This is a genomic window from Ulvibacterium marinum, assembly GCF_003626755.1.
Classification (GTDB): domain Bacteria; phylum Bacteroidota; class Bacteroidia; order Flavobacteriales; family Flavobacteriaceae; genus Ulvibacterium; species Ulvibacterium marinum.
Map to the genome: position 1 here is coordinate 201,832 of NZ_RBCJ01000005.1, position 26,604 is coordinate 228,435.

The window sequence follows — 26,604 nt, forward strand, 5'->3', positions numbered from 1 at the left end:
TCAATGTAGGTTCAATTAAACTGCTAAATATTCGTCCAGAGTAGCTAATAAATATAAGTGTTTTCAAAATTCGTTGTTTGCTGTTAATTTGGCGCCAAGCTCCCCTATTTAATGGGAAGCTCGACGACCTAATCAAAACTAACTCAAACAAACTATCGTAAAATCATTTATTCTAAATCATAAAATATTGCCTAACTATATGTTCTATCATGAGATCGAAGTTCATCCCATTCCTTGGTCGATTTGAAGTAACTCTTGTCTTTTGGATGGATATGCTTTTTCAAGACTTCTTCGTTCAATTCGATTCCCAAACCGGGAGCAGTGAGCGGCACCGTTGCAAAACCTTTATCTATCATTTTAAATCCTCCCACCGTCTTGACCAAACCTTCCCACCATGGTAAGTCTACAGAATGATGCTCTAGCGCTAAAAAGTTTTGGGTTGCCGCGGCACAATGTACGTTTGCCATAAAAGAGACCGGTGTCCCGGCCTGGTGCATCGCCATGGCAACACCGAATTCTTCAGCATAATCAGCAATACGTTTGGTTTCCAAAAGTCCTCCAGAAGAAGCAAGGTCCGGATGTATTATATCCACGGCTCTTTGATGTATCAAAGGCTTAAAGTCTTTTAGCAAATAAATGTCCTCTCCTGTTGTAGTCGGCGTTTCGATAGAATCAGTTATAGTTTTCCACTGCTCGGTATACTGCCAGGGTACCATGTCTTCAAACCATGCCAAACGATATTTGTCTAAGGCTCTGGCCATACGAATATTATTATTCAAATCGAAATGCCCGTAATGGTCCGTGGAAATCGGAATATCATAACCGACCATATTTCTAACGTCTTCGACCACGCGTTGTAGCTCTTCCAAACCTTTATCAGTAATCTGAATCTGGGTAAACGGATGCATCGTATTGCCGTACGACATAAAATTTCGTTGGTCGCCCCATTGGGCCAAATTTCCGTTTTTATCTTTCCAGAACTTGCCGTTTACAACGGTATCCTTTTTCCCTTTGAGTTCACCTATAGAAACATCCATCTTTAACCATGTATACCCTTGGTCATTGACGCGAAAATCAATCAGGCGTTTCTGTTCTTCGGGAGAATCGGCCTCAGGGGTATCCGCGTAAAGCCTCACCTTATCGCGATAACGACCCCCAAGCAATTGCCATGCAGGTACATTATAAGCTTTACCGCAAAGATCCCACAACGCCATTTCAACGCCACAAACTCCACCGGCCTGGCGAGATGGACCACCGAACTGCTTTATAATTTTAAAAATCTTTTCTACATTACAGGGATTTCTTCCTAAAATGCGACTTTTCAAAAATAAGGCATAACGTACATCAGCGGCATCTCTTACCTCGCCCAGGCCATGAATGCCTTGATTGGTCTCTATCTTGATAATAGGCGTGCCACCCATAACGTTGGTCACCACGTACCGCATGTCGGTAATTTTCAATTCTGAGGGTGCCGAGGACCGATTGATCTTTGAGGTCGTATGGGCGATGTTATCCTCGAAAGAGTAGCCCATCAAACTCGATAATCCCAGTCCTCCCAAAGCTGTTTTCTTTAGGAAATTTCTTCGGTCATCTCCGGTTTTCGGATTTTCTATTTCAGCCTTTCGAGCGGCCGAATAAGCCTTTTCTTCATTTTTGTGATTTGTGATGATTTGTTTCAAAGTGTTTTTCATGATGGCAGTTTTAGTATTTCTCTTATGCGAATTTTAGTTCTCTTGGGAAACAGAGGTCTGCCAGTTTTATCACTGGAGGACCCCTGTTGCAACCAACCGGTATATAAAAACTGTCTAATTATCCCACCAAACCCTTGTATCCAAGATATCGGGGCCTTGTCTACTGATGGCCGCCTCCAAATTACCCAAATTGACAGTTCGCTCCGTATCAGGGTAAGTCAATCTTCGAATAAACTCTTCTGTTTGAAGTTCGCTACCAGGATATGGATTCGGTGCAATGTCGGGAAATCCACTTCTTCTAAAATTTGCCCAACCTTCGTGACCGTTCAAGAAGGCGGATACCCAATATTGGGTATTGATATCTTCCAACTCACTTCCGGGAGTCAAGGCATGCGTATCCAAAAAGGCCTGAATTTCAGCTTCACTAATGGTAGTATCGCCGGGCCAATCGGCAAATTGCTCCATATGAGCCCGGATTCCCGCTTGGTACAATACATTGGCATCTCCTGCGGCCCATCCTCTGAAAGCGGCTTCTGCATGTAAGAGCAACGTTTGCGAATAGGTTACCATAAAAGCAGGAGCTTCTGGCCCACCAAGGCGTTCACGATCTAATTGGCTGTAATCGAAAAAACTAGCCAGCCCTTCCGAAATAGCTATTGGATCAATGGTCGTATTGTCAAAGCCTTGGGGCAAACCTCGTTGTTCCGCTGGATCATAGTTGGCATTTTCAGGTATTTGATCGGCACCGGAGGTGGCACCGATATACCGCACGGCAATTCTACCGAGCCTTGGGTCGTTGTTATCCTGTAAGTAATCCATAAACTCCCTTTCTATATAATAAAAAGGGGCTTGACCACCGTTCAGGTTGGTACCCAGCTCGTTGCGGAAACTTGCATCGTGCCAAATTGCCGCATTGTCTTCGTTAGAGGTCATAATACCGCCTGCAATAGCCTTAGCAACAAACTCTTGGGCTTTGGCCGGGTTTACTTTTGAAAGGCGCATAGCTGCTCTTAACATTAAAGAGTATCCCAATCGTTTCCAGGCAGAGATATTGTCACCAACACCTTGTCCGGCATACATAATCTCTTGATCTACGGCATCACCAGCAGGGTTCAAAGCGGCAGAGGCCTCTTCAAGTTCCTTTAGTATGTCATCGTAAATAGCTTCTTGCGGGTCATAAACGGGAAACGGAATCTGTTCCAAGAACCCTTTGCCAGCTTCGAAATAGGGTATATCCCCATATGTATCCGTCAAAACCATAAACTCATGTGCTCGCCAAATTCGTAACATGGATAGCAGATTGGTACTCTCTGGGTCTATATTGGCAATACCGTCTACCAGGTTTTTAATAGTCGTTTGAAACCCGTCCCTCCAGTTACCGGCTGTTCGTTGTCTGTTATCCTGATTAAAATTCCCGCCTGAACCTACTCCTTGAAAAGGGGTAGTCATATGCCTAACGATTTCCTCCTCATAGGTAAAATTGTTATAACCGGGCGAACTTCCGATAATCGCTCTGTTCAATTGAAAGGTACCGTCTATCTCTGTCAAACGCACCGGATCGGTATTAATTTCCTCGAAATCCTTATCACAAGACACGAATAACGCCAAGGCTATACAAGTGCCGAATATATATTTGGTTGTATTTTTCATAGTCTTCATATTAAAATTTCATATTAAGGTTAAAACCGATATCCCTTGTAATGGGCAAGCCCGTAGCTTCAAGCCCTACCAAGTTGTCGCCGTAGATACCGTTTTGATCCGGATGGATATGAGGCACCCATTTTTTAAGCACCGCCACATTGTTCATAATGATATCGAACTTCAATCCTTTAATAAACTTGATTCGATCTAAATGCTTGGTAAAATCATACCCCAAAGACAGTTGTCTCAGCTGCCATGATCCCGCATTAAAAACAGATTGTTCGGAAGCCCTGTAGCTACGGATTACTTGATAATATGGCTGTATTTCCGCTTGGGCGGTATTTACACTACCATCTGGATTTACACCTTCACCCACAACGAACCCCACATCCCTACCGACCAAGGTGGCCTTGTCCAGACCATGGCGGTATGCATTTATGTGTGTACCGGAAATCATCTTATGGCCCAATTTATAATCGATCAAAAAGGACAGGTTAAAGTTTTTGTAGCTGAAGCTATTTGTAAAGCCTCCTACCCAGACCGGCAGTGCGGTACCGAAATTCAGTTGTTCCTCTGACCGTAGTGGCAATCCGGTATTTGGATCGTGAACGATGTTTCCTGCGTCATCCCTTAACCAACCCCATCCGTAGAGTTGTGCCATGGGCTTGCCTACTACTTGGCGTAGTTCTCCATGAAACTCGGCGTTCCCTACAGTGATAAAGTTATCATCAACACTTTCCCCAAGGCTCAATACCTCGGAAGTATTATACGATACGTTTGCCGAAGTATTCCACTCAAAATTATTGGTCCGTATCGGGCTGGCCGAAAGGAAAACCTCCACACCTTCGTTTCTGCTTTCCCCAACATTGATCAAACGTGTTGTAAACCCTGAAGCATCTGAAGTCTGTGCCTGTAGAATCTGATCAGAAGAAAGTTTATTATAGTAAGAGGCCTCAAACCTTAAATTATTGAACAAGGTCAACTCCAGACCAACTTCCCTTTCTGTTACCAGCATCGGTTTCAAATCCGGATTCGGAATCGTATTTGTGTCTATGTTACCTATTGGTCGATTCGAAAGTTGCAAGGGGTTGATTCGATACGGAAGCAATTGCGCATACGGCTGGACATCGGTATCACTGCCGGCTTGGGCATATGCGACCCTTATCTTACCGAACGAGAGCCAATCAGGCATATTGAACGCATTGCTAAAGACAAAACTGCCGGTAACCGATGGATATAAAATACTTAGGTTATCGGCCGAAAGAGTAGAGAACCAATCATTTCTTGCCGTAGCGTTAACATAGAGATACCCTCCGTAAGATAGTTCGGCCGCTGCATAGAGTGAATTTACCCTTCTTTCGTTAAAAATGTAGTTTGGGGTAACCGTACTTGCGTTACCGATGGTATAAAGATCACGGGTATAGAAATTTTCCCCCAAGATAGTATTTATACTATTGCTCTGGTTCATTTGATTGCCCCCGAAATTAAGCATGGTTCCGAACTCACCAAACTGTTTGTTCGCACTGATCAAGAAGTCCACATTGGTTTCCCTAAAGCGCCGTTGATCCTGAATATACTGTCCGTTCACAAAGCCCGGAGGTGGCGAAGACTGACGCCTAGATCCCGTAGGCAGGTTGTAATCGACATCTCGATAATACCAGTCTTGCCCGACCCTTACTTGGGCATATAGCCAGTCGGTAAAATCATATTTAGCGGTAATATTCCCGAATACTCTGTCACGTACATTATTCTCGAACCGCTTCAATGCAAAATAAGGGTTAGTTCTATTACTAAATCTGGAATAGAGTATCTCATCACCGTTCTCATCACAACAATTCTCCTCTAATAAATCTAAAGGCATGGTGGACGCCAAGGTGTAGATAACCACGGGGCTATAATCCTGTTCCGCAATGTTGGGTGGATTCGTACGTGTCTCGTTCGAATAGTTAACGTTACCGGAAATGGTAAACTTTTTAAGTTTTTGGGTAAAACCAACATTGACAGTTCTTCTAACATAATCGGAGCCAGGTAGAATGGCCTCCGAATTTAAATTGGCCAAGGAAAAGCTGATACCTCCATTTTCGCCCCCAGAGGCTACGGATATGGTATTCATAAAGGTTGAACTATTTCGATAATAATCCTTAACCTTGTTCGGGGTAGGTTCGTAAGGCACAACTAGGCCATCGAAGAGGATCTGAGTTCCCCCGACAGGCTCTCCGAAACTCCAAACACCTGATACGGGGAAAGGCGCATTGGGTCGCTGCCCACCTTCACCTTGACCGTACTCGTATTGGTAGTCGGTAAAATCCATTGGGGATCCGTTGGTATAATTGGAATTAAATGTAACCTCTACCCCGTCTTCGGATCTATTTTTGGTAGTAATCATTATAACACCATCTTTGGCCCGGGCCCCATATAGAGCTGAGGCAGCAGCACCTTTAAGAATGGTCATCGTTTCTACGTCATCGGGGTTGATACTACTCAAACCATCACCACTATCTGAATTTCGATTACTACCAACAGGCGCAACACCACCACTATCCACGCCAAAAGAGGTATTATTTATAGGTACACCGTTTACCACTATTAAGGGGGAGTTATTGCTTCCGAAGGAAGATATACCCCGTATTCTAATTTTACTACTTCCCTGTGGACCAGAACCCAGAGCGGAAATGTTGACCCCAGCTACCTTACCTTGAAGGGCATCCATAAAATTGGGAGTCCTGTTTACGGTAAATTCTTCCGAATCTACCTTCGCCGTGGCGTAACCAAGTGTTTTGCGATCCCTTTCAATACCTAGGGCTGTTACTACCACCTCATTCAGGGCTTCGCTACTTTCGGCTAAGGTTACGTTTATGGTCGATTGATTGCCCACGACCATCTCTTTGGGTGTAAAGCCGATGTAACTGAAGACCAGTATCGCATTACTGCTTGACACCGTTAAGGTATAATTTCCATCAAAGTCTGATGTGGTACCATTGCCTGTTCCTTTTTCAAGAATACTTGCTCCAGGAAGAGCCGTTCCATTGGCATCGGTCACTGTTCCACTTACTTCTAAGTCCTGCTGGGTGATTACATCAATCGTAACTTTGTCGACAGTTTTAGTCCTGTTCGGTGTCAAAACGATTTGTTTTTCGATAATCTTATAATTGACCATGCCGTAGGGAAATAGTTTTTGTAACACCTTTTCTATCCCTTGTTTCTTAGTACGGATATCCAATTTGCGCTCTAGGTCCAACTCCTCCTTGCTGTAGAAGAATTTGAACTCGGTCTTGTCTTCTATCGCCTCGATTACCTGAAGTACTGTAACTCCTGTCTTGTCAAGATCGATCTTAGTTTTCTGGGCATACCCAGACCCTGCGTGCATTTGGAATAATGTTGCGATAAAAAACAAGAAGGTAAATTTCACTTTCAAATCGAATTTTGGAGGAAATACATGACATCCTGCCCTTAATTTCAATAGTTTTTTCATAATTTCATTTTAGGTTTTAGTTATTCTCAACTTTAATCTTCAATAAATCGGGAAGTGTTGGCGCACTTTCCGATTTTCTTATTCTGGGTTTTGTTCAATTCATACTCAAATGTTTTTTAGTCGTTCGTTTCGATTATAGTTATTGTGTTCTCATTAACCTGGTACCCAAACGGAGTATGTTCTTGGAATACTTTTAAAATCTGATCAATGGATTCCTTTGTGAAAGTACCGGTATACCTTTTTTTGTTCAATTGTTCAACCTGATTGTCAATGACTATGTCAAAGTGTCTTTCCAGTTCTTTAATAATCACTTCAAATTCATCGTCAACAAAGAACAGTTGGCCTTCGGCCCAAGCGATATATTTTTTTACGTCGACCTGATCAACTGCAATAGTGCCATTCTCTAAGGTCGCTCTATCCCCGGGTACAATATTTATGGTCTTTGCCCCTTCATCATTATTCGCTTTATATACACCCACACTGCCTTCTATCAGAACCGTAGAAGTATTGTTTTCATCCTTATAACTTGATACGTTGAATTTAGTTCCGTAGACCCTGGTGTTCATTTGATCTGTAATTACGGTAAATGGCCGGGTCTCGTCTTTTTCAACTGTGAAGTAAGCTTCCCCATCTAAATATACATTTCTTGGCCTACCACTTACGAATGCCACCGGATAGCGGAGTTTGGAGCCCGAATTTAAGACTACCCGCGAACCATCCGAAAGTTTTAGCTCAAACTTTTTGCCATAAGGAATAATAAGCTCATTGTATTTAATCAGCTTTTGAGCCGTCGCCACCTCTTCTTCGTATATCAACATATTTTGTTCTTGGCTTACCACTTTTTTACCCTTGGCATTGGTTATAATCTCAGAAGAAGTTTCATCGATAATCTGTTCCGTGCCGTCTTCCAGTCTTAAGATTATATTACTATCGGTAATTGATGGCAATTCTTCCTGCTGCTGCATACTTGCATACTGATATACTCCGTAGGCAGTCCCGATAATTCCAATAAAAACTGCGGCAACCTTTAGCAAGTGGTTTTTCCTAAAGCCTGATACTATATGTAATTTAGAATTGCTATTTTCAGAACTGTTCCTTTCTTGAACAATATTCTGCCACATGACATCAAAGCTTTTTTCTGGCAGTTCTTCCAAATCATTGAACTGAGTCAATCGTATGAAATTGGCAGCACTTTCGATGATTTCCTTTTTTTCGGGATGTTCCGAAACCCAGTTTTCCCAAAAATTCAAGGTCATTTCGTCAGGATTCAAGATCCACTTCTGGAAATATTCATCGATAATAAAATCTTCTTCCGTATAATCGGTGTATTTCATATTTACGCAATAGTTTAGGGAAACCTAGTCTTGTTATTAGAAAGAGGTGGAAATTCACTTTTTACCCCATAGGAATCCAAAATTTTCTTGAATAGCCAAAATGAGCCTCTATATTTTCATAAATCGATAAGTTTTCAGCACGGGTTGATTTCTCAAGGAAATGTAAGGAAACTTAAGGGTTGGGTTAAAAAAACTATTTAAAACGGCGTCGTTTTTAACTAACTTAAAACCTCAATGATAGCCCATTTCAATGGCGTGCATAAGTGCTTTAATGTATCCAAAGGCATATGCATGGCCTTGAAGATAGGCTGCAGGATCCTCATGTCTCGGAATATGGTCGGGCATTACCATGGCATCATAGCCCACATCTCGTAAGGCAACTAAAATTTCGCCGAAATCCATATCGCCATTATCGGGATACACTTCCTGAAAATCGTTGTATTTTCCCTTGATGTTTCGTAAATGAATGTTGAATATCTGCTTGCGTTCCCCGACCCATTTGATAATGGGAAGAATTTCCGTTCTTGGTTCTTGTAAACCCTCCGCAGTGGACCCAAGACAAAGGTTGAAACCGTGTGAGGGGCTATCGTACAACTGGGCAAAACGTTTTATGCCTTCGAACACATCAGGGCTGTTCCATCTGGTTATACCACGATATCCAACAGGTGCTGGAGGATCCGCAATGTGGTTTGCAAGTTTTACATTGTATTCTTCAGCGACGGGAATGACCCGATTTAAGAAGTAAGTAATGCGTTCGTACATTTCGTCGATATCTACTTTACCTGCAATCGTAAGACCTTCGTTTTTAGTCAGTGCCTCCTCTAAATTCCAACTACGGTAGTAGGTATTTCCACGAGAAGTGTCAAGCGTATCTCCAGTTCTTAGAATAACATGTATAATGGTATTGTAATTCAACACTTTAACCCCTGTTTTACTTGCAACGGTAATCATCTGTTGAATCAACTCGATTTCGCGATCTCGTGCGGGACTTTTGCCCAACATAATGTTAGGAGTGCTAATTTTCTCAATGCCTGCGGATGATAGGGGTAAGTGATAGGCGTCTAATTTGATACCATATTTTTCACAGGCCTCTCGCTTTCTCATAGAATCATCAAGGTCCCAGCCTACGCCTTCAATAAATTTTGGTGAACCACCGTCCATATTGAAAACGCCGTATCTAGCCAGAAACTCTAAATTTTTTCTTCCGGTACCGCCATGTTGACAACCTACCTTATATAGAATGGGCTTTTTTTCCTTTAGGTCTTCTTCTACCTTTGACTCTTTTTTTTCCGTTTGCTTACATGCTGCAGAAAGTGATCCTATGGAGCCCAATGCAGTAGCTCCCAATCCTCCTTTTAATATAGTGGAAAGCGCTTTTCGCCTATCCACGTTTTTAAGTTCTTCCATATTTTAAAAATCTTAGATGCGTTTATATTGATTTTGATTCGTGAAACGACTTTACCACCTTTGGAGATCGAATTTCCAATCGGGGTTTACCTTTTTCATTTCAACCTCATCGTTTCTTTCCTTAAGGCCACATTCCAAAAACCTTGTATGAAGTTTTTGTAATTGTTCCCGATCCAGTTCCACCCCTAGGCCAGGGCCTTTGGGTACTTCAACAAAACCTTCCTCTATCTGTAGTTTTCCTCCTTTAATGACCTCATCGACTTGCCAGGGATAATGCGTGTCGAGCGCATAATCGAGATGAGGAACTGCCGCACCTAAATGTGTCATCGCCGCCATGGAAATACCTAGATGACTATTGGAATGCATGGAAAAGCCCCTTCCAAAAGTTTGGCAAATTTTATTCAGCTCCATTGAGGCGCGAAGGCCTCCCCAAAAATGATGGTCGGATAAAATGATATGCTCAGAGCCAAATTGTATGCTTGAAGGTATATCCTCGAACGAAGTGGTACACATATTGGTCGCCAAAGGAATGTTCACTTCTTTACTCAATGCCCCCATTTTTTTCTGTCCACGAACGGGGTCTTCATAATACTCCAAAATACCTTCCATTTTTTTGCCATATTTTATGGCAGTCTCCAAAGACCAAATCGCATTGGGATCCAATCGCAACGGAACATCAGGGCCAAAAGCTTCCCGAAGGGCTAACATACTATTGCACTCTATATCGGGATGTAATGCGCCTCCTTTTAATTTTATCGATTGAAAGCCAAATTCCTCACACATAGCTTTCGCTTGCGAAACAATCTGGTCGGGGGACAAAGCTTCTTCTTGACGTGCCTTTAACCAGCCAAATGCATTACTATCCATATCAAAACCAAGTTCTCCTCCGGCTCCTTCGTATTTATAGAACAGATAGGCTGAAAATGGGACTTTATCTCTTGACCTTCCTCCTAATAAATCTACAACCGGTCTATCCAGTTTTTTTCCTATACAGTCTAAACAGGCGACTTCAATGGCACTGAAAAGATGCACTAGTAAACGCTGATCCCAAGGTGCTACACCACGTTGGTCTTCCTGTTTTCCAAATTCATCTTGAATCAGATTTTTGATGGTATGGAGTTGAAAAATATCTTGACCAATGAGATGTGGTTTCAGCTCTTCTAATGAATTGTATATTTTTTCGCTTCCAGGTATCTCGCTTAGCCCAATGATACCAACGTCCGTAATCACTTCGACAATGATTCGTAAGGCGTATGGCGCATGTAAACCTGCGGCATTTAGTAAGGGCGGGTCCCCCACGGCGATTTGGGTATTATATATATCGGTTATCTTCATTCTACGTTTTGGCTAATTTAATGAGGTTACTTATTAATTAAATTCCGGATAATCCGGCAAGCAAAATATACAGGCTGCTATGGTCCAATTCGCCTCGGCCTTGGGCTATCAAGGCATCCATGCCCGTAGCCACTTGGGCGCTACCGGGCAAAGGAACAGAGAATTCCTTTCCGGCCTGCAGTGCAATGTTCATATCTTTTCGATGTAGTTTTACCTTGAAACCGGGTTTGAAATTATCATCGATAATCCGTTGTCCATGTAAATCTAGAATACGGCTTTGGGCAAATCCGCCCAATAGAGCTTCCCGCATTTTTTCGATGTTGACGTTTGCCTTTTTTGCCAATGCAAAAGCCTCCGCAACGGCTTGGATGGTCATACCAACGATAATTTGGTTACAGGCTTTAGTGGTCTGTCCCGCTCCCGCGTCGCCTATCAAAACCGCACTTTTGCCCATGATATCAAATAGTGGGAGAACCCTATCGAAAGCGGCTTGGCTTCCGCCGACCATAATCGATATCGTACCACTTTCTGCACCTACTTGTCCACCGGATACAGGGGCATCCAAAGCTTCTACATCTTTTTCCTGAAAAGCGTCGTAAAGTTTCTTTGCAGAGGAAGGGGCAATAGTAGACATATCTACAAAAATCGACCCTGGCTTTATGCCTTCCAGTACGCCATCTTTACCTAATGCAACTGACTCTACTTCCGGCGAATCGGGCAACATTGTAATGATCACATCATTATCTTGGGCCAATGCCTTGCTGGAAGAATAGGTCTTTGCACCGGCATCGGCTACTTCTTTAGCGGCAGCACTGGTTTCCAGTATCGACACGGAATATTCCGCTTTGATCAAATTTAATGCCATAGGTTTCCCCATAATTCCTAATCCTATAAATCCTACTTTTTCCATTTTTTGTGTTTTATAATCAAATTTGTAATTAGTTTTCCATTGGGAAGAAGTTCGTCACACCAAGGGCCATATTTGGGCCGCGATTAGAATAACTATCAATCCTGTAACTCCCATAATCGTTAGCATGGGTGAAAATGTCTTCAATACCTCCTTTTCGGTCAAGTTGCTCATTTTACATACTATCCAAAACCCGCTATCGTTCATCCAAGGAAATATTTTCGAACCACATGCAATGGCGAGTCCTACATACAACTGGTGGTATCCTAAGTCCATGGTTGCAGACATGCCTGCAAGAATACCCGAAGCTGTAATCATCGCCACAGTAGCCGATCCCTGGGCGGTTCGTACAACTACGGCGATAAAAAAAGCAAGTGGTATGATGGCCATTTGATAGCCTTGGGTCAATTCTCCGATTCGGGCACTGATACCGGTTTGTTGCAACATTCCCCCAAAGGCACCACCAGCAGCGGTAATCAAGATAATTACCCCTCCGCTCATTAATGCCATCTGCACCGCCTTCAACATAGCTTTGGTATCATCCTTTTTTTGACGGACCAACAACATTAAAGCCGATAATGCGCCGCAAATCAATGCGGTATTCTTTTCCCCGAAGAAATTAATCAATGTGATCATTAGATTATTGGAATCTCCGGTATCCATAAATGTATCCATAAGTGCTTTGACCGTGATAAAGACCAAAGGAATCAAGACCGGAAGTGTTGATAGCCATAAAGAAGGCAAATGGGAGTCCTCCCGCAATGATAAAGCCTTTATATCTTTTAGAGGTGCATCGGGAGAGTCACGAAGGGGTACAGGCCATTTTCGATTCGCCCAAAGGGCATACATATACCCTGTAGAAATAGTGAAAAGACCCACCAGTGTTCCTCCGAGCATCATCATACCGATCGGAATATCCATTTCGCTTATTAGGAACAACGGCCCAGGAGTGGGGGGAACTAACGAATTGGCCATCGCCGCCCCTGCCGTTACCGCAAGTACCAACAACAGATAATTCTTTCCCAATTTATTGGCCATCGCTTTTGCCAAGGGAATCATCAGGTAAAAAACCGTATCAAAGAAAACTGGGATTCCCAAGAAAAAACTTCCTCCTAAAAAGGAAACTGGCGCATTTTTAACCCCCGTGCGTTTGATAAGTGATCGTATGATTTTTTCAGCCGCCCCACTCTCCAACATACACTTGCCTATGATCGCCGCCATTGCTATAAGGATTCCGATTTTACCACAAGTTTGTCCGAATGCGGTTGCTATTCTTTTTCCTACGTGCCAATTCGACATTTGCAGTGCCGCCCCCGCAGAAGACCCTTTGCTTAGAGCGAAGATTTCAACGGCCGAGGCAGGTGTCATGAGGGCAACTACGAAGGCAGCTATCAATAGGGCCAAAAATGCATGTAACCTAAGACCGATAATACCGCCTACGACAATTATGATGCCTATTAGCAATATGAATAAGGGATCGGTAAGAAAGCTGTCCATAATTATATTAGTGAAGTTACTCCTTATTGGAATTTAGAGCCTTGGCCATATTTTTTGCCCCTTGGGCCACGAAAGTCGCATCGGAACCGCAGGCCATAAACCGAATTCCCATATCGTAGTAGGTTTTATAATCCCCTGGGTCGAACAATAAAATTCCGACAGCTTTTCCAGCTTTTTCGGCAGCGGTTACAATTGCTTTTAGGGCATCGATATAAAGTGGATGGTTAAGCTGACCGAATATACCCAAAGACATAGTCAGATCAGAGGGGCCTATAAACAATACGTCTACCCCATCCAGAGCGGCAATTTCATCCAAATGATTCAAAGCTTCACTAGTTTCGATTTGGATTACCCCTAGAATATTCTCTTTTGACCCTTGCCGGTAACTTTCAAATTCTTTTCCGAAACCGGTCGCTCTGACCATTTTGGCCACCCCTCTCTTTCCATCGGGGGAATAATGCATTCCGTCAACGGCAATTTGGGCATCGGTGGCATTCTCTATCTGGGGGCACATAATACCTTCAGCGCCCATATCCAAAGTACGCTGGACCCTACGCCTGTCAGTACTTTCCACCCTGACTATTACGCCAGCGGTACCCGACTGCAAAGCCTGTAATTGTGAAAGCGCATCCTTTTCATTTCCTGCTCCATGTTCTAAATCAATTAATACCCAATCATATCCAGCATTACCTACTATTTCTGCCGTTAGCGGACTACCAAGGTTCAACCAACAACCATTGAGTGCTTCCCCCTGCTGTAGTCTTTTCTTTAAATTTTTCATAAACTTCAATGTCATAAGTTTTAAAATAGCGACTAATTCAAGTAGCTTTTTTGAACTGAACACTTTTTTATTTAAGAGATGAAAATTCAATTTTTACCCCATGAAAAAGAATATTTTTTGAACTTATCTTACTTGAAAAGGATGGCTCGAAATTTTAGTTGTTTCAGTGGGTCGTTTTCAAAATTAAAATATGTTGCAACGGTTCAATTGCTCATTTATGATTTTGACCAAAACTGGAAATACCCGATTCAAAGCAGGATTTATCTTAAAAACTCAGTCATTCTCTATTGGGCAGATTAAAAATAGTGAGCCTTTCGATATTTTACTTCTATCGACTCAAAATGAGGTGTGGTGTAGTAAAATTTTAGATACTATCACAGATTTAAACGAGAACATCCCTTTCAACAACTATTTCCAATCGAACAATTTTTGAATATTTCCACCCTTTACCTTTTCCCTATCTTCAATGGAATAGGAGGCCATGTGTATATCAACGATTTCTGGCGACCCACTTCACCAAAACATTCTATCGGCACCAAACTCGCGAATTGTCCTTTTTGTAAAAGGCAACGCGCTTTCATAATAAGGTCCATCCTCGGCAAAGTGGCCGATGTCCGATAACTTCATGTAAACTTGGGTATTGAGCCAAATCTTACACGTCTGCAAATTCAACCGATGAGCCGATCTGCGGCTCTGTCAAGTGGTCAATGAGCACCTTGCAACCTTTGAATTCCTCTATCAATTTGCCTGCTTGGACTGTATAATTTGGGCCGATATGTAATTCGATAACGAGGTTCAATTAATACGCCTTTTTCCATATCGCCATGACTCCTTGATCGTCAAAACTATCAAGATAACTTTCTTTTCCGCGCTGTTCATGAAATCTGGTCGCAACGATATGGGGTGCCTGTTTTACCAAAGCCTCCAACTTTTCTGGAGCCTGGGAATCTTGTGGATAAAATAAACTTGTATCCCTAAGTCTATTAGGCTCACGCTCCAAACAATCAATTATCAAACTGTGATTGTCTTCATGGGGTTCAGGGTGTACGATGACAGCCTTATCAATTTTCTGTTAAGCTAGTTTTTGTAGGTATATCGCAAGGGGAGCTGATGGATGAACCGACATGTCGGGGGTATATGTCGCCTTTGGGTGTATGGGATATCTTGATATATCAGGATTAAATATATGGGCGTTCCATTCGATGACTGGGGTTTTTGTAGTGACCCACGAAGTGATTTTTTCTAGCCCAAAGCCCATTAAACTTAAGCATGCCACTCCGTCTATGGCTTGACGGCGGGTCATTGAAACGTTGTTGTTTTTAGAATCCGATTTCATACAGAAAATTACAATTTGCCACGGTAAAATATGAAATCAAAAATATGCGATATATAACAATATGTTCTTTTATTATGTATTTTGTTATTTTATTGACATTCTATTAATGTATTCTTAATATGAATGTTAAATTTTATTACTTTTAGTAATTAATTGATTGATTTCCATTTGGACGCTTTTGCATTTCAAAATCATATTTCGTCCGATCCACAAAATCTAGGTGCGGTCGAATTAGAGATTACCCCCAAGTCTGATGATATTCAACTTTGGCAAGAATTTCAGGCAGGCAATGAAACTGCCTATGCTACAATCTATAGGAATAATGTATCACTACTATATGGCTACGGACAAAAATTGATTAATGACAAAGAACTCGTCAAAGACTGTATTCAAGATCTCTTCGTAGAAATTTGGAACAACAAACATAAGCTGGCCAAGGTAAAGTCTATTAAATCGTACCTCTTAAAATCAATTAGAAGAAAATTAATTGCCGAATCTATCAAGAGACGTAAGACATACTCAGATTCGCCACTATCGTCTTATCTGAAACTACATACGAATCCTTCCGCAGAACTAAAACTAATTGAAAAACAACAATTTGACGCTCAGCAAAGGAAGTTAAAAAAAGGGATGAACAATCTTACCGATAGGCAAAGGGAAGCTGTACACCTTAAATATTACTTTCAACTAAGTTATGCCGAGATAGCGGAAGTTATGGCACTAAGTACCAAAGGAGCCTATAAGTTAATGGGAAGATCCATACACTTTCTTAGAAAACATATGGCAGATACGTTTTTGGGTTAATTAAAGAACCTTTTTTGCTTCATCTCTTTTCAATAAATACTTATCCCCAAATCTTACCAACACGCTTCGTAATGCGAAATTAAAATTCTATCATATTTTCTTGTTTTAACCATAGAATACTAGTCTGCGAAGAGACCTGTCCTATATTTACATTGTTACGGTAGATAAGTGTTCAATGAAAATCGGATAGGGCACAACATGCTTTTACTTTATGACTTTTAGAAGTTTTTTATAGCATTGCCCTCAATTTTACTTTGGGGAAAGAGCTTATCAAAAAAAAATCTTGGACACAGTGCCGATTTTGGTAATCGGAAGCGAGTCCGCTTAACCTCCGAGCAAGATTGATTACATATATCACTACCACATTACCTTTTTGATAAAAAGAAACGATTTTGAAATCGAATGGACCGTTTAATAAGGCCAAGCTCTTTTTATAATGGTCTTTTGAATTTGCCCTGCGAGGCGAAAAGGAATAGCAAGAGGGTAATAGGCAAAAACGAATAAATCCTTGGCTTTTTCAAAGTCGCTCTTTCCAATTCAATAGACTCAAATTTCTTAAGTTCGATGAATGATAAAAAGGTCGGTCGAACTTGTTGAACTTAACTTTATATTGGACAAATGGATTTTTTTTATCCACTCGAGTTTTACAGCCAGGTTCATTAGTTTGTTTATCCGTTCTATATGCTTCTCAATGCCATTATTGGTCAAAGCTTGTTTACCGAGATTGTTCCCTTTGTCTCTAAGGTCCGGCCAAGCGCCTTGCTAATTTTAGCATTCCATAAAGCAACCGGGTAAGAGTTTCCGATGTTAATTTCTACCCGCTTGCCATTTACAGTAATACGGGCATAAATGGTAAGTTTTTCGGGATTATCATTAATGTCCCTTGTAAAAATGAGTACTGCTAAAGTGCTGTTGTTGTGCATAATACGTGTCTTTTGGATTAAACAAATTTGTTTGCAAAGACGACCTTAAATAGCCTTATCTGCTACCAAAATTATGCACAACTAGCGTACCATTCCATTCACCGAACTCTACACCTTTTATTTGATATTAGATGATATCGGGTGAATTCATAAAAAATGAAAAGCACTGTCAACCAGTCAGTTAACAGTGCTTTAATACTACTTGAAAAGTGGTTCGTCGGGGTGGCAGACCTAGTAATAAGGTCATAACACACTCTCTTACAATATTTTACCTTGCTAATTAAAAGCTGTACACCGCTTTGCAATTTCTAATACAAATAGACACAAATGATGCAATTCTTTATCGCTTAAATTTAGGGAAACATAATGTTAAAATCAAATCTTAGCAAAAAGTTATATCTGCACTCGCTTAGTCCTATAAAACGTTCCTTTAACAGGACTGTATGAAAATTTAATTTCTAATATTTTGTCAAAACTATAGTTCCTTTTCCTTTATGGCGAAATAGTATGCAATCGAAAGCACACAGATGCCGGGAATGCCAATGCCCAGTATAATGTCTTCAATGGTATAATCCGAGGTAAGATGGTACTCTTTTAAAAGATTGGAATCATCCGTCAGCGTTACCCCGTAAAAGGGAATAAGCGACCCTCCCGTAATACTTCCGTCCAAGAAAGCGTTGATAACGAAATAACGGTATCCGATGGTAATTACAAATAGTGCCAGTACACTAAGTAAAGAATAGACCAGACTGTTCTTTCTGAAATGCAAAGAACCGATAAGAACGCTAAGGGCCAGTATTAACCCGAATATCAGAGGCATAAAATAATACATCTTATCCAAGTTCAACACTTCCAGATCCTCGATCAGATATGCAATACCAGTAGCATCATATTTTGCATGTAGACCCGAAACAAACCAAGAGTCGAACAATCGAAACGAAGCAGTAAAAATTATGGAGAACAAGGCTGTACCGAAAACAATGTTCAGCAACCATTTTTCGAACGTGGAACTCGGGAGCATTAAATAGCAGATACCCATGGAGTTGTTCTGAAATTCCGAGGAAAAGACCCACGCGTAAAGAATAGGCCCTAACATCAGACCGAAGAATAGAAACATCTGCCTAGTCTGATGGTATACACTTGGCTTGATGTATCCCGCGTACAAGAATAAAATCATACACAGTAAGATGAAAAGCACACTCCCTACTATCCTGACACCACGTTCCGAAACGATTCGACGTATTAATAGGGTAAACCTACGAAAATCAAATATTTCTTCCATGTTCAAGCGCTTTTAAAGATTTGTCGGATTTTATCAGGGTAGGTTATACAGGCATTGAACAATTGTTCGATATTTACCTCTGTATCCGTATTATCGAGATTTTCACGCATTACTGAATATCCACCCACGGATGACTCACTATGTATTGCATTACTTTCATTCGGGCTCTCCGGTTGTACCTGGAAAGTTATTTTTTCCGAAATTTCCGAAATATTCCTGTTCAGAAGCAGTTGCCCGTTTTTTACGATCAGAACGTGGTCTATCATATTATCAAGGTCACGCACTTGATGTGTTGACACTATAAATGTTTTATTTCTTGAGGTTACGGATGCGATCAGTTTTCTGAACAACCCCTTTGAAGGGATGTCAAGACCATTGGTCGGCTCGTCCATAATCAATAGCCTTGTATTGCAGGCCAAAGCGAACGCTATTATAAACTTCTTCTGTTGTCCAAAGGATAGCCTATTAAGCTTTCTTTTATGGGGAACTTCCAACAACTCCAAATATTCATGGCATCTTGAGAGTGAAAAATTTGGATAGAACGAACCATAAATTTTTAAAAAGCTATCAGGACCTATTGCGGGGATGTATACATCGTCAGGTATGATATAGATGTCCCTTAAAAAAGAGGGGGTTTTGTTGCTAGGGTTTTGCCCGTTGACCCTCACTTTACCGCCGATAGGACTGTTCAACCCCGTAATGTTGTTCAGCAAGGTAGATTTTCCCGCACCGTTCCTTCCCAAGAGTCCGTAGATTTTTCCAGGCTCCAAGTTCAAATTCAAATCTCTGTAAAGAGGCGCCTTTTTGTTATAATTAAAACTGAAGTTCTCGAAGTTTATCATCGTATCGTTTTAAGCTATAGAGTTTTGGTTTTACAATTTATCGGGATTGGATAGAGTCGATTACCGTTGTTGGCTTAACTACGTTTGATACGGGCCATTTTAAACCGCTACCAATACCCATCTCCGATTTACCGAAAATTTCAGGTAGGAACGTTTCTGCTTTAATGCTTGTTAGGTCAATGAAACTGCTATCCACCAGTTTAGTTTTTAGAAGTTTGACATTCATGGGATTATCGGTATCCCTAAAAACTGTAAAGGCATTTTCCGACATTTCTATGTTTAATGTGTCAAGCTGTGCTCCGTTGCTTTCTATTTTTAAGGTCGTGAAACCTTCTGTCTCTATTTTTAACTCTTCCATTGTGTCAAGACCAAAATCTAAATAAGAATCGTTGGTGGATATTGACTTTAGTTCCGCGTAGGTTATCAGGACTTTGTACCTTCTAAATTGTTTTTGGTTCACTTTTGTAGTGATCATGTCTTTATCAAACTCGATGATAAGTGTATCGTTGACTACCGAATATTTGAATTGGCTCTCGATCTCACTTTTGTAAAACAACTTATTTTCGGTTCCAGGAGAGATACCGCTATACGTTCTATTTCCACCTTCTATTCTGATATGGGAGAAATCCAAAGCTTTTTGCACAGGATATTCCCAGTACTCATCGGTCTTGTCAATCTTATCGAATTGATTTTTAAGCTTGGATGCGTTGTAGACTATTCCAATGAAAAGTACTAGTATAAGACTGTAGATTAATTTTTTGCTTTTTTTCATTGTTCAGTATTCATTTGAGTACATATCAATCGCCCGGTATACTTGTTTGTTCGATAATTCAGAGTCTCTAAAGAGAAGATTTTACCGTTAGAACGCGCCTATATTCTGGAGACGACTTGAGATGATATCTGTTACAATTTTACCATGTAGTCGATGTAAATCCTTTAGCAACTTCTGAAAATGAAGCTTAATTAGAATTATCGAAAATGATTATGAGGGGGTATAAGACTTATGAAACGGCCGGTTGATGCAACTGATTTGGAAATTGGTAAGTGTCTTAAGAAAGGTTGGTTTTATTGCACCGCTTGAAATCAAGGGTATTTATTTCAAGAGTTAAGGCTTTAGCGAAAGCACCATAATTTTGCCGCATCGATTGCAATCACTGTATTCGACATCGATTTGATTTTTCAATAGTTAAAATTCCCCCTCGCCATCATCATCAAAATCTTGTTGTCTTTCGCGTTTTCCCCTTTCCTTTTTCTGGTTGATGCGATAAACAAGGGACAGGGCCCATTGTCTTTCCCTTCGTTGCAGTTCACCATCGGACGTAAAGAAATCCGTGTCAGTATCAATAAATCGTTTTCTTGAGTTCAACACATCCCTCACGTTGAAGGCCAATGTCGCATTATCATTGAAGATTTCCTTGCTAAACGCCAAATCCATAAAGAACACACCTTTGTATTTGGTCTGTGCATTTTGACGGGGGCCCCTGTAGTTGGCATTGGTCTGCCATTCAATTTTACCGGGCAACGTCAGTTTGGAACTGAACCTTGAGAACCAGCTCGTATTTTCGGTACCATATTCAACACTATTGAAGTTTCCTTCGCTGACAAATTGGAATGCATTGATGCTCCAATTGAGCCTGAGCCAGCGCTTTGGATTGTACAAGATGCCCAGTTCCGTGCCATACCGTTCATTCGTCGATAGGTTGATGGGTACAGAACGGATGATATTGATTCCTTCCGGGGTGGTCTCACCGGTCTCTTCCTGTACTATTTCAAATGAATTGGTCTCTTTTTGATAATAAATCGAAGAAGTGATCGTCAATTTTTCCCAACGTTTTAGGTAGCCTAAATCGTAGGCATTGGCAAAAGCCGGATCCAGGTCGGGGTTGCCCTGAAAGATATTGATGATGCTTGACCGCGAGGGAAATGGATTGACAAAGAAGCCCCTGGGCCTGTTTATCCTTCGGTTGTATCCCAAGGTGATGTTTTCGTTCTCCGCCAACTCGTAGATAAGGTTCACTGTAGGGAACAGACCTAAATAGTTCTCGTCAAAATTCAAATCGATATCCTCGCCCAATGCTTCTTCCAACGCTTCTTCGTCAAAATCGGATTCTACCTGTCCCTTTAATTGGGTGTTCTCCAAACGAAGGCCCAACAAAAACGAGAACTTTTTCCATTTATTTCCATATTGGGTGTAAAGGGCATTGATATTTTCCATGTAGGTAAAGACATTCGTCAATCCCTCGTCCACTTCGAATTCACCTGTATCCAGGTTAAGATTTTCGAGACGATAATCGGTCACGGTTTCCTCAAAATCACCGCGATAGCCCAGTTCAAACTGACTGTCGCCCACGGGAAGCACATAATCAGCCTGTAATAATAGTTCGTTCTGGGTCTCAATTTCAAAAATAGTCTCCCTATCTATCAATTCACTTGTTGGCAAAACAATGTTTTCATCAATACCGGTGGTTTTCTCTCGCTTGTCATAGGAATATTGAAAATCCGCGGTCAATTTATGTCCCTCAGAATTAAAATTGTTCTCATAGTTCAATGCTACTTGATGGGCATGGGCATCCTCCATTTCATTTTCCACACGGAGGCTCTCACTATCCAAAACGTTGTTGATGAAGCGGTCGTACACAATATCGGTATTGTCCTCATCATCAGATTGTCTGGTAAAAAAGCTGCCAACGATCGAGGACTTTTCATTAATATAGTATTCCACGCCTAAATTCAGGTTATGGCCCTGTCGCTGCCTGAGAATATCCCTGCTTTCCAAAATCCTGTCAAAATCCCCACTGGTGTAGGTATTGTCAAAAAGACCGTTCCCTGGGCTTTCTGAATAATCATATCCCAATGTGCCGAATATATTGAAGGCATCAGTTCTTAAGTTCAGGTTGGAGGTCATCCTGCTGAAGATGGGATGGCCCGCGGTCATATTGACAGTGCCGTTGAAACCTAACGTCCTGTCCTTTCTGAGTACGATGTTCAGGATGCCCGCGGTACCTTCTGCATCATATCTAGCCGATGGGCTGGTGATCACCTCTACCCTATCTATGGCGTCCGCGGGCAGTTGTTGCAATACATCATTGGAGCCGAACCCGACCAGGGCCGATGGCTTTCCGTTGATAAGGATACGTACGTTCTCGTTGCCGCGTAGACTGATGGCCCCGTCAATGTCAACTGTAACTGAAGGTACATTGTTCAGCGCATCGCTGACCGTGGCCCCACTAGTGGTCAAGTCCTTACCGATATTGTATATCTTTTTATCCAGACGTACCTCAACAGTCGTTTTTTCACCGGTAACTACCACTTCTTCCAGCGCAGAGACATCGGCTTCCATACTGATAATGCCAAGGTCCGTATTTTTTGAAATTTGTTGATTTTCTATAATGTGGGTGATATAAGAAAGATATTCCACCCGTATCCGATAATTGCCCGAAGCAATTTTAATGTCGAACTTGCCTTTAGCATTCGTGACTCCTCCTGTGATTTCATTTTCTTGGGAAAGATTTTCCAAAACGACCGTGGCATATTCCAGAGGTTGATTAGACCCCTTATCCAAAATAGTACCCGAGAGGGTAAACTCCTTTTTTTGGGCATTCCCAATGGTACACCAACCAATCATACAAACCATTGCAATGGAACAAAGGGTCTTGTAATAATGCATCAACTAAATACGTTCGGTTCTTAATTATTATCTTCTTCGTGGTCTGGGTCTGGGAATTTTTTCGATCTCTTCCTTGGTAAGAAAGCCATCATCATCGGTATCGATTTCACCGAAACGTTCCTTTAAGCGACCCCTGACCTCGGACATGGACAATTTTCCGTCTTCATCAGTATCCATCCGAGAGATAATTTCAGAAGCAGAAGGTGGTTGTCTTTCTGGCCCTCCTGGTTTGAATTGTCCCGCGGTATTACTTGAACGGCAAGAAGAGAGAGTTCCCACTAAGATGGCCAAAGCGGCTATCGAGAAAAGGTGTTGTTTCATACTTAGATATTTTGATTTGTCATTCTATTTTAGACGCGCCGTTACCGTAGCGTCATGTTTTTTCTGTTCGTTTTTTATTCCACGGTATACCTTACGATGACTTCATTGTCCAAAACGACGTTCGTGGACCAGATGAACTCCGCATCGTTTTCCGGGTCGTCGAATGTATCCGTAAACCGGGTATAGGATTCCTTGTTGTTCACCACAATGGTCTCGTTGGTATACGTAGTGGCATCGGGCCAGTCGGAGTCGTCAAAGCTCTCTTCCATCCAAGTATCGGGCAGTTCCCAGTGCAGGGCATAGAACGAGGTACCGTCATTTACGCTGGTCGTATTACAGTTGGATGTAATCCGTATTGTCCCATCCTCGGTGGGGCAGTTCAAATCTTTGATGGGGGCCGTATAGAACGTTTGTGCCTTCCAATCTCCGCCCGTTATGGCAATGGTATTTTCGGATGCATCCTTGAACACGGCCACCATGCCCCCGTCACCGGCATAGTAATCTGCTCCCTGATTGAACTCGGAGCCCAGACCTAGATTCTCTTCCCAATCGACCAACATCATCGCTACCGTGAAGGGACGCGATACCCTGAACTTTACGATGTGGGAATTGAAATCCGTAAAGGGAACGGCATCCTTGCCCACTGGGGTTCCGTTGATATAGAGTTCAAAATAGTTGTCGGCAAAAATATAGCCGGTCACCACCTCTCCATTCGCATCTATCTCGATAATGTTATTTTCATCAAAAGCCGCCAAAGCCTCCGATGCCGTATTGTATTGGGTAGCGTAAGGGTTGAACAGGTCAGGGGCGAACGGAAAATCGTCATCCGTATAGTTGACTTCTGCGGGAACCGTCCACTCTGAATCGTCCGCTGCGGTGATGGTTCCCACTCCTGAAACGCGCTGACCGGCATCGAAGAGATTTTCAATCACCGTAGTTGCGCGCCCCTGTGTCACGGTAGCCGTACCTGAATAATCATTGGTTTCAACGGTGTCGTCATCTGTATCTGTGTTATCATCTGTATCCGTACTGTCATTGCTGCAATTCAAGCACGATAAAAAGACAAACAGTACTATGGGAATATGCATTTTTCCAATATTTTTCATATGAATGTTCTTTAAGATATTATGGGGTTACGTTTTATAGCGGATAGGACGAATAGGACCTGCTCTTTCCTTAGGTATATTTTTATTTCTGATAGGTTGCCGTCGTTACAGTACCATCGGCATCAACATATTCGTAGGTATACAGACCATTTTCGTCCCAACTATAATTGGTGTAATAGGTATCTGTCCCGATTTGATATTCAAGGGAATACGCGTTCGTGCCCGTTGCATTAAAATCCGTGATCACTGCTCCGGCCAAGGGTGTCAGTGCAGGCCGTACCTCTCGGGTCATCGCCTGTGGCAGGATCTGGTCTTCTGGCGCGGTTGTATTCGGGTCTAATGTTACCTGGCCGCGCATCCCGGCAATAAAGTAGGGTGCAGTATCAGTGGTATGGTATTGGTACGACCCGTCTTCATTGAATTTTCCGAGATATTCATCCAGCTCCTCGGTAGTTTCTCCATAGACGGGGAATCCGTCCAAAGCATAGGCGACAGGCTGATCGGCTCCCACTGTAGCTTCCAAATGGGTGGGCGGTACATGATAATGGTAATCGTCCGCCCTTCCACAATGTCCGCCCCACTGATCAAGCTCTCCAATGGCCAAGGCATCCTCGCCCCTGTTGTTCAAGGGATTGAAGACTGGGATACCGTTGACCGCAATGGCAATGGCACCCCTTAAAAAATGTTCCGAGGATGATAGCGGAGTTTCGGCAAGTACTGGTTGTATAGGAAAGGCCCAGCTATTGCCGCCTGTATAATCCTGGGGAATCGGTACCTGTTGTTGCCAGTTGGTGATACCTACCATCATGTCATGGTCGGGAAGGCCCGCGGAAGAGACATAGAAATACGTGTCATCGAAATCCGTGGTCACATTCGAAAAAAGCCCGAATAGTTCCTGTAGCGCATCGACATCATTGGCGGGAACTGATGAAACTATGGGATTGTCGTCTTCAGCACTGTCATCTGTATCTCCGTTATCATCGCTGTTGCCACAGGCAAATACCATTATAATCAAAAAAGATGCAATACCCATTGAAGCGGTCAGCATTCTTTTTCTCCTAAAAAAGTATGCAAAGATGAAAAAGGACACTGCCGATAAGGCAATCAGGAAATAGTTCATGGAAAAACCGTTGTTTTCCGGACCACGTTCGTGCTTGGCAACAACAATTCCGGAATTGCCCGATACTTGGTTGATGCTTTTGATACGATTGATCTTCTCTTCGATCAACAACCGGTCATGCATGGTAAAGGCCGAGAGTTCCTCAATGACCAGTTCTCCGGTTTTCGTTTCCAAAAAAACCAGACCATCCTTAAAGGCCAAAAAGGAGGCCTCAATTTTGTTGCCTTCAATGCTCCACTCTTTAGTGTTCCGGTGTCCATGCCCACCTTTATGTGCGTGAAGGCTTAATGTTAGCAGTAAAAGAATAAGGGAAATTAAATAAGTGCGCGCTCTCATGATAACCGGGGCTTAATTTGACCTTTTGACAGGAAGCCCCAGAAAATCCTTCGCTCGATTCCCTTTTTTTGAAATAATTAACTTTTAACGTAGTACATATCGCAAGGCCCTCTCCTTGAAATCTTCATAAGCGGGCAGTTGTTCTTCGTGCAACACGGATTTTAAATCGTTGAAATGTTTCTCGGTCGCCAATATCTTTTTTTCTTCGACATCCTTGATACGTTTGAGTAGGGAATCCGATGGTTGTAGAAAATAACTGCGGACATATTTCTTCTGTTCCTTTTTTAGAGAGACCATAGATTTATGGTGTTCTCTGCTAAAGGTTTTAAACTGTATGTTCTGCTCATCATCAAGACGCAACATTTCTTTTGCATCAGGTTTTCGATGTTCCCTTAAATGCTTTTGAGGTCTTTTGGTGAGTATCAAGGAGGAGACTTGTACCACATTGATTATCAATAGTGCGCCTATAATGATTTTATAGCGTGTTTCCCGTTTCATCTTACAAGGTTTTAAAAGGTATAGTCTGTCAACAGCGAAATCTGGTTTTCTTCATCCCTTGTAGAATCTTGAACGCTTTCGATCTGCAGTTTCAAAACATAGGCGTTCAAAAGAATTATCAAGCAGGCCGCCGCTGCAACCCACCCTAAATACATTATGGAAATTGTTCGATTTTCCGGAATTTCTGAAATTATGCTATCGAACAGATCATTTTTGGGAGTGGCCCTTTTTATACCCTCCAAGCTTTTAAGGACCCCGTCAGTCCATTTTTCTCTATCGTCCATCAGTTTGGGTTTGTTCATTG

21 protein-coding genes and 1 pseudogene are annotated in these 26,604 nt (G+C 42.0%); 1 reads left to right on the forward strand and 21 read right to left on the reverse strand.

Features of this window, described 5'->3' with window-relative positions; genetic code table 11:
- Window positions 1-191 precede the first annotated feature (191 nt).
- The 10 genes and pseudogenes from D7Z94_RS22165 to D7Z94_RS22215 all read right to left on the reverse strand — a co-directional run bounded on the left by D7Z94_RS22165 (window position 192) and on the right by D7Z94_RS22215 (window position 15,080).
- On the reverse strand, window positions 192-1,691 hold the full coding sequence (locus D7Z94_RS22165) for a mandelate racemase/muconate lactonizing enzyme family protein (protein ID WP_120713826.1): 1,500 nt from the start codon (window positions 1,689-1,691) through the stop codon (window positions 192-194).
- A 114-nt stretch (window positions 1,692-1,805) separates the two neighbouring features.
- Window positions 1,806-3,341, reverse strand: coding sequence for a SusD/RagB family nutrient-binding outer membrane lipoprotein (locus D7Z94_RS22170; RefSeq protein ID WP_170158860.1), 1,536 nt, complete (start codon window positions 3,339-3,341; stop codon window positions 1,806-1,808).
- A gap of 10 nt (window positions 3,342-3,351) precedes the next feature.
- The gene (locus D7Z94_RS22175; RefSeq protein ID WP_211341844.1) at window positions 3,352-6,804 is read right to left on the reverse strand and encodes a SusC/RagA family TonB-linked outer membrane protein; all 3,453 of its coding nucleotides are present in this window, start codon (window positions 6,802-6,804) and stop codon (window positions 3,352-3,354) included.
- Between the two features lie 116 nt (window positions 6,805-6,920).
- Window positions 6,921-8,138, reverse strand: a complete 1,218-nt coding sequence (locus D7Z94_RS22180) for a FecR family protein (RefSeq protein ID WP_120713828.1) — start codon at window positions 8,136-8,138, stop codon at window positions 6,921-6,923.
- Window positions 8,139-8,369: 231 nt separating this feature from the next.
- Window positions 8,370-9,545, reverse strand: a complete 1,176-nt coding sequence (locus D7Z94_RS22185) for a mannonate dehydratase (RefSeq protein ID WP_120713829.1) — start codon at window positions 9,543-9,545, stop codon at window positions 8,370-8,372.
- A 51-nt stretch (window positions 9,546-9,596) separates the two neighbouring features.
- The gene (locus tag D7Z94_RS22190; protein WP_120713830.1) at window positions 9,597-10,880 is read right to left on the reverse strand and encodes an enolase C-terminal domain-like protein; all 1,284 of its coding nucleotides are present in this window, start codon (window positions 10,878-10,880) and stop codon (window positions 9,597-9,599) included.
- Window positions 10,881-10,917: 37 nt separating this feature from the next.
- A pseudogene (locus tag D7Z94_RS22195) lies at window positions 10,918-11,823 on the reverse strand (2-hydroxy-3-oxopropionate reductase); the annotation flags it as partial.
- A gap of 21 nt (window positions 11,824-11,844) precedes the next feature.
- Window positions 11,845-13,284: a GntP family permease gene (locus D7Z94_RS22200; protein WP_120713832.1), complete on the reverse strand. Its 1,440-nt coding sequence runs from the start codon at window positions 13,282-13,284 to the stop codon at window positions 11,845-11,847.
- Between the two features lie 16 nt (window positions 13,285-13,300).
- Window positions 13,301-14,065, reverse strand: a complete 765-nt coding sequence (locus D7Z94_RS22205; RefSeq protein ID WP_120714057.1) for an HpcH/HpaI aldolase family protein — start codon at window positions 14,063-14,065, stop codon at window positions 13,301-13,303.
- A 799-nt stretch (window positions 14,066-14,864) separates the two neighbouring features.
- Window positions 14,865-15,080, reverse strand: coding sequence for a hypothetical protein (locus tag D7Z94_RS22215; protein ID WP_147415965.1), 216 nt, complete (start codon window positions 15,078-15,080; stop codon window positions 14,865-14,867).
- A gap of 489 nt (window positions 15,081-15,569) precedes the next feature.
- Here D7Z94_RS22215 and D7Z94_RS22225 point away from each other — a divergent pair, with 489 nt between their 5' ends.
- Window positions 15,570-16,205, forward strand: a complete 636-nt coding sequence (locus D7Z94_RS22225) for an RNA polymerase sigma factor (protein WP_158594705.1) — start codon at window positions 15,570-15,572, stop codon at window positions 16,203-16,205.
- A gap of 555 nt (window positions 16,206-16,760) precedes the next feature.
- Here the strand turns inward: D7Z94_RS22225 and D7Z94_RS26240 are convergent.
- The 11 genes from D7Z94_RS26240 to D7Z94_RS22275 form a co-directional block, all read right to left on the reverse strand.
- Window positions 16,761-16,913: a hypothetical protein gene (locus D7Z94_RS26240; protein ID WP_394347464.1), complete on the reverse strand. Its 153-nt coding sequence runs from the start codon at window positions 16,911-16,913 to the stop codon at window positions 16,761-16,763.
- Complete coding sequence (locus D7Z94_RS22230; protein ID WP_120713837.1) at window positions 16,910-17,128, reverse strand: Arm DNA-binding domain-containing protein; 219 nt, start codon at window positions 17,126-17,128, stop codon at window positions 16,910-16,912. Before D7Z94_RS22230 ends, D7Z94_RS26240 begins: the two co-directional genes overlap by 4 nt.
- A 475-nt stretch (window positions 17,129-17,603) precedes the next feature.
- Window positions 17,604-18,410 (reverse strand): hypothetical protein, encoded by an 807-nt coding sequence (locus tag D7Z94_RS22235; protein ID WP_147415967.1) that lies wholly within the window; start codon window positions 18,408-18,410, stop codon window positions 17,604-17,606.
- Window positions 18,411-18,412: 2 nt separating this feature from the next.
- A complete protein-coding gene (locus D7Z94_RS22240; RefSeq protein ID WP_120713839.1) occupies window positions 18,413-19,252 on the reverse strand; it encodes an ABC transporter ATP-binding protein in 840 nt (279 codons plus the stop codon).
- A 37-nt stretch (window positions 19,253-19,289) separates the two neighbouring features.
- Complete coding sequence (locus tag D7Z94_RS22245; protein WP_120713840.1) at window positions 19,290-20,024, reverse strand: hypothetical protein; 735 nt, start codon at window positions 20,022-20,024, stop codon at window positions 19,290-19,292.
- Window positions 20,025-20,438: 414 nt separating this feature from the next.
- On the reverse strand, window positions 20,439-22,919 hold the full coding sequence (locus tag D7Z94_RS22250; RefSeq protein ID WP_245967282.1) for a TonB-dependent receptor domain-containing protein: 2,481 nt from the start codon (window positions 22,917-22,919) through the stop codon (window positions 20,439-20,441).
- A 27-nt stretch (window positions 22,920-22,946) separates the two neighbouring features.
- Window positions 22,947-23,240 carry an EF-hand domain-containing protein gene (locus D7Z94_RS22255; protein ID WP_120714059.1) on the reverse strand — a complete coding sequence of 98 codons (294 nt, stop codon included), beginning with the start codon at window positions 23,238-23,240 and terminating at the stop codon, window positions 22,947-22,949.
- A 74-nt stretch (window positions 23,241-23,314) separates the two neighbouring features.
- Window positions 23,315-24,346: a hypothetical protein gene (locus D7Z94_RS22260; protein ID WP_211341845.1), complete on the reverse strand. Its 1,032-nt coding sequence runs from the start codon at window positions 24,344-24,346 to the stop codon at window positions 23,315-23,317.
- An 82-nt stretch (window positions 24,347-24,428) separates the two neighbouring features.
- Complete coding sequence (locus D7Z94_RS22265; RefSeq protein WP_120713841.1) at window positions 24,429-25,802, reverse strand: YHYH protein; 1,374 nt, start codon at window positions 25,800-25,802, stop codon at window positions 24,429-24,431.
- Window positions 25,803-25,886: 84 nt separating this feature from the next.
- A complete protein-coding gene (locus D7Z94_RS22270) occupies window positions 25,887-26,300 on the reverse strand; it encodes a hypothetical protein (protein ID WP_120713842.1) in 414 nt (137 codons plus the stop codon).
- An 11-nt stretch (window positions 26,301-26,311) separates the two neighbouring features.
- A complete protein-coding gene (locus tag D7Z94_RS22275) occupies window positions 26,312-26,602 on the reverse strand; it encodes a hypothetical protein (RefSeq protein WP_120713843.1) in 291 nt (96 codons plus the stop codon).
- Window positions 26,603-26,604: the final 2 nt, after the last annotated feature.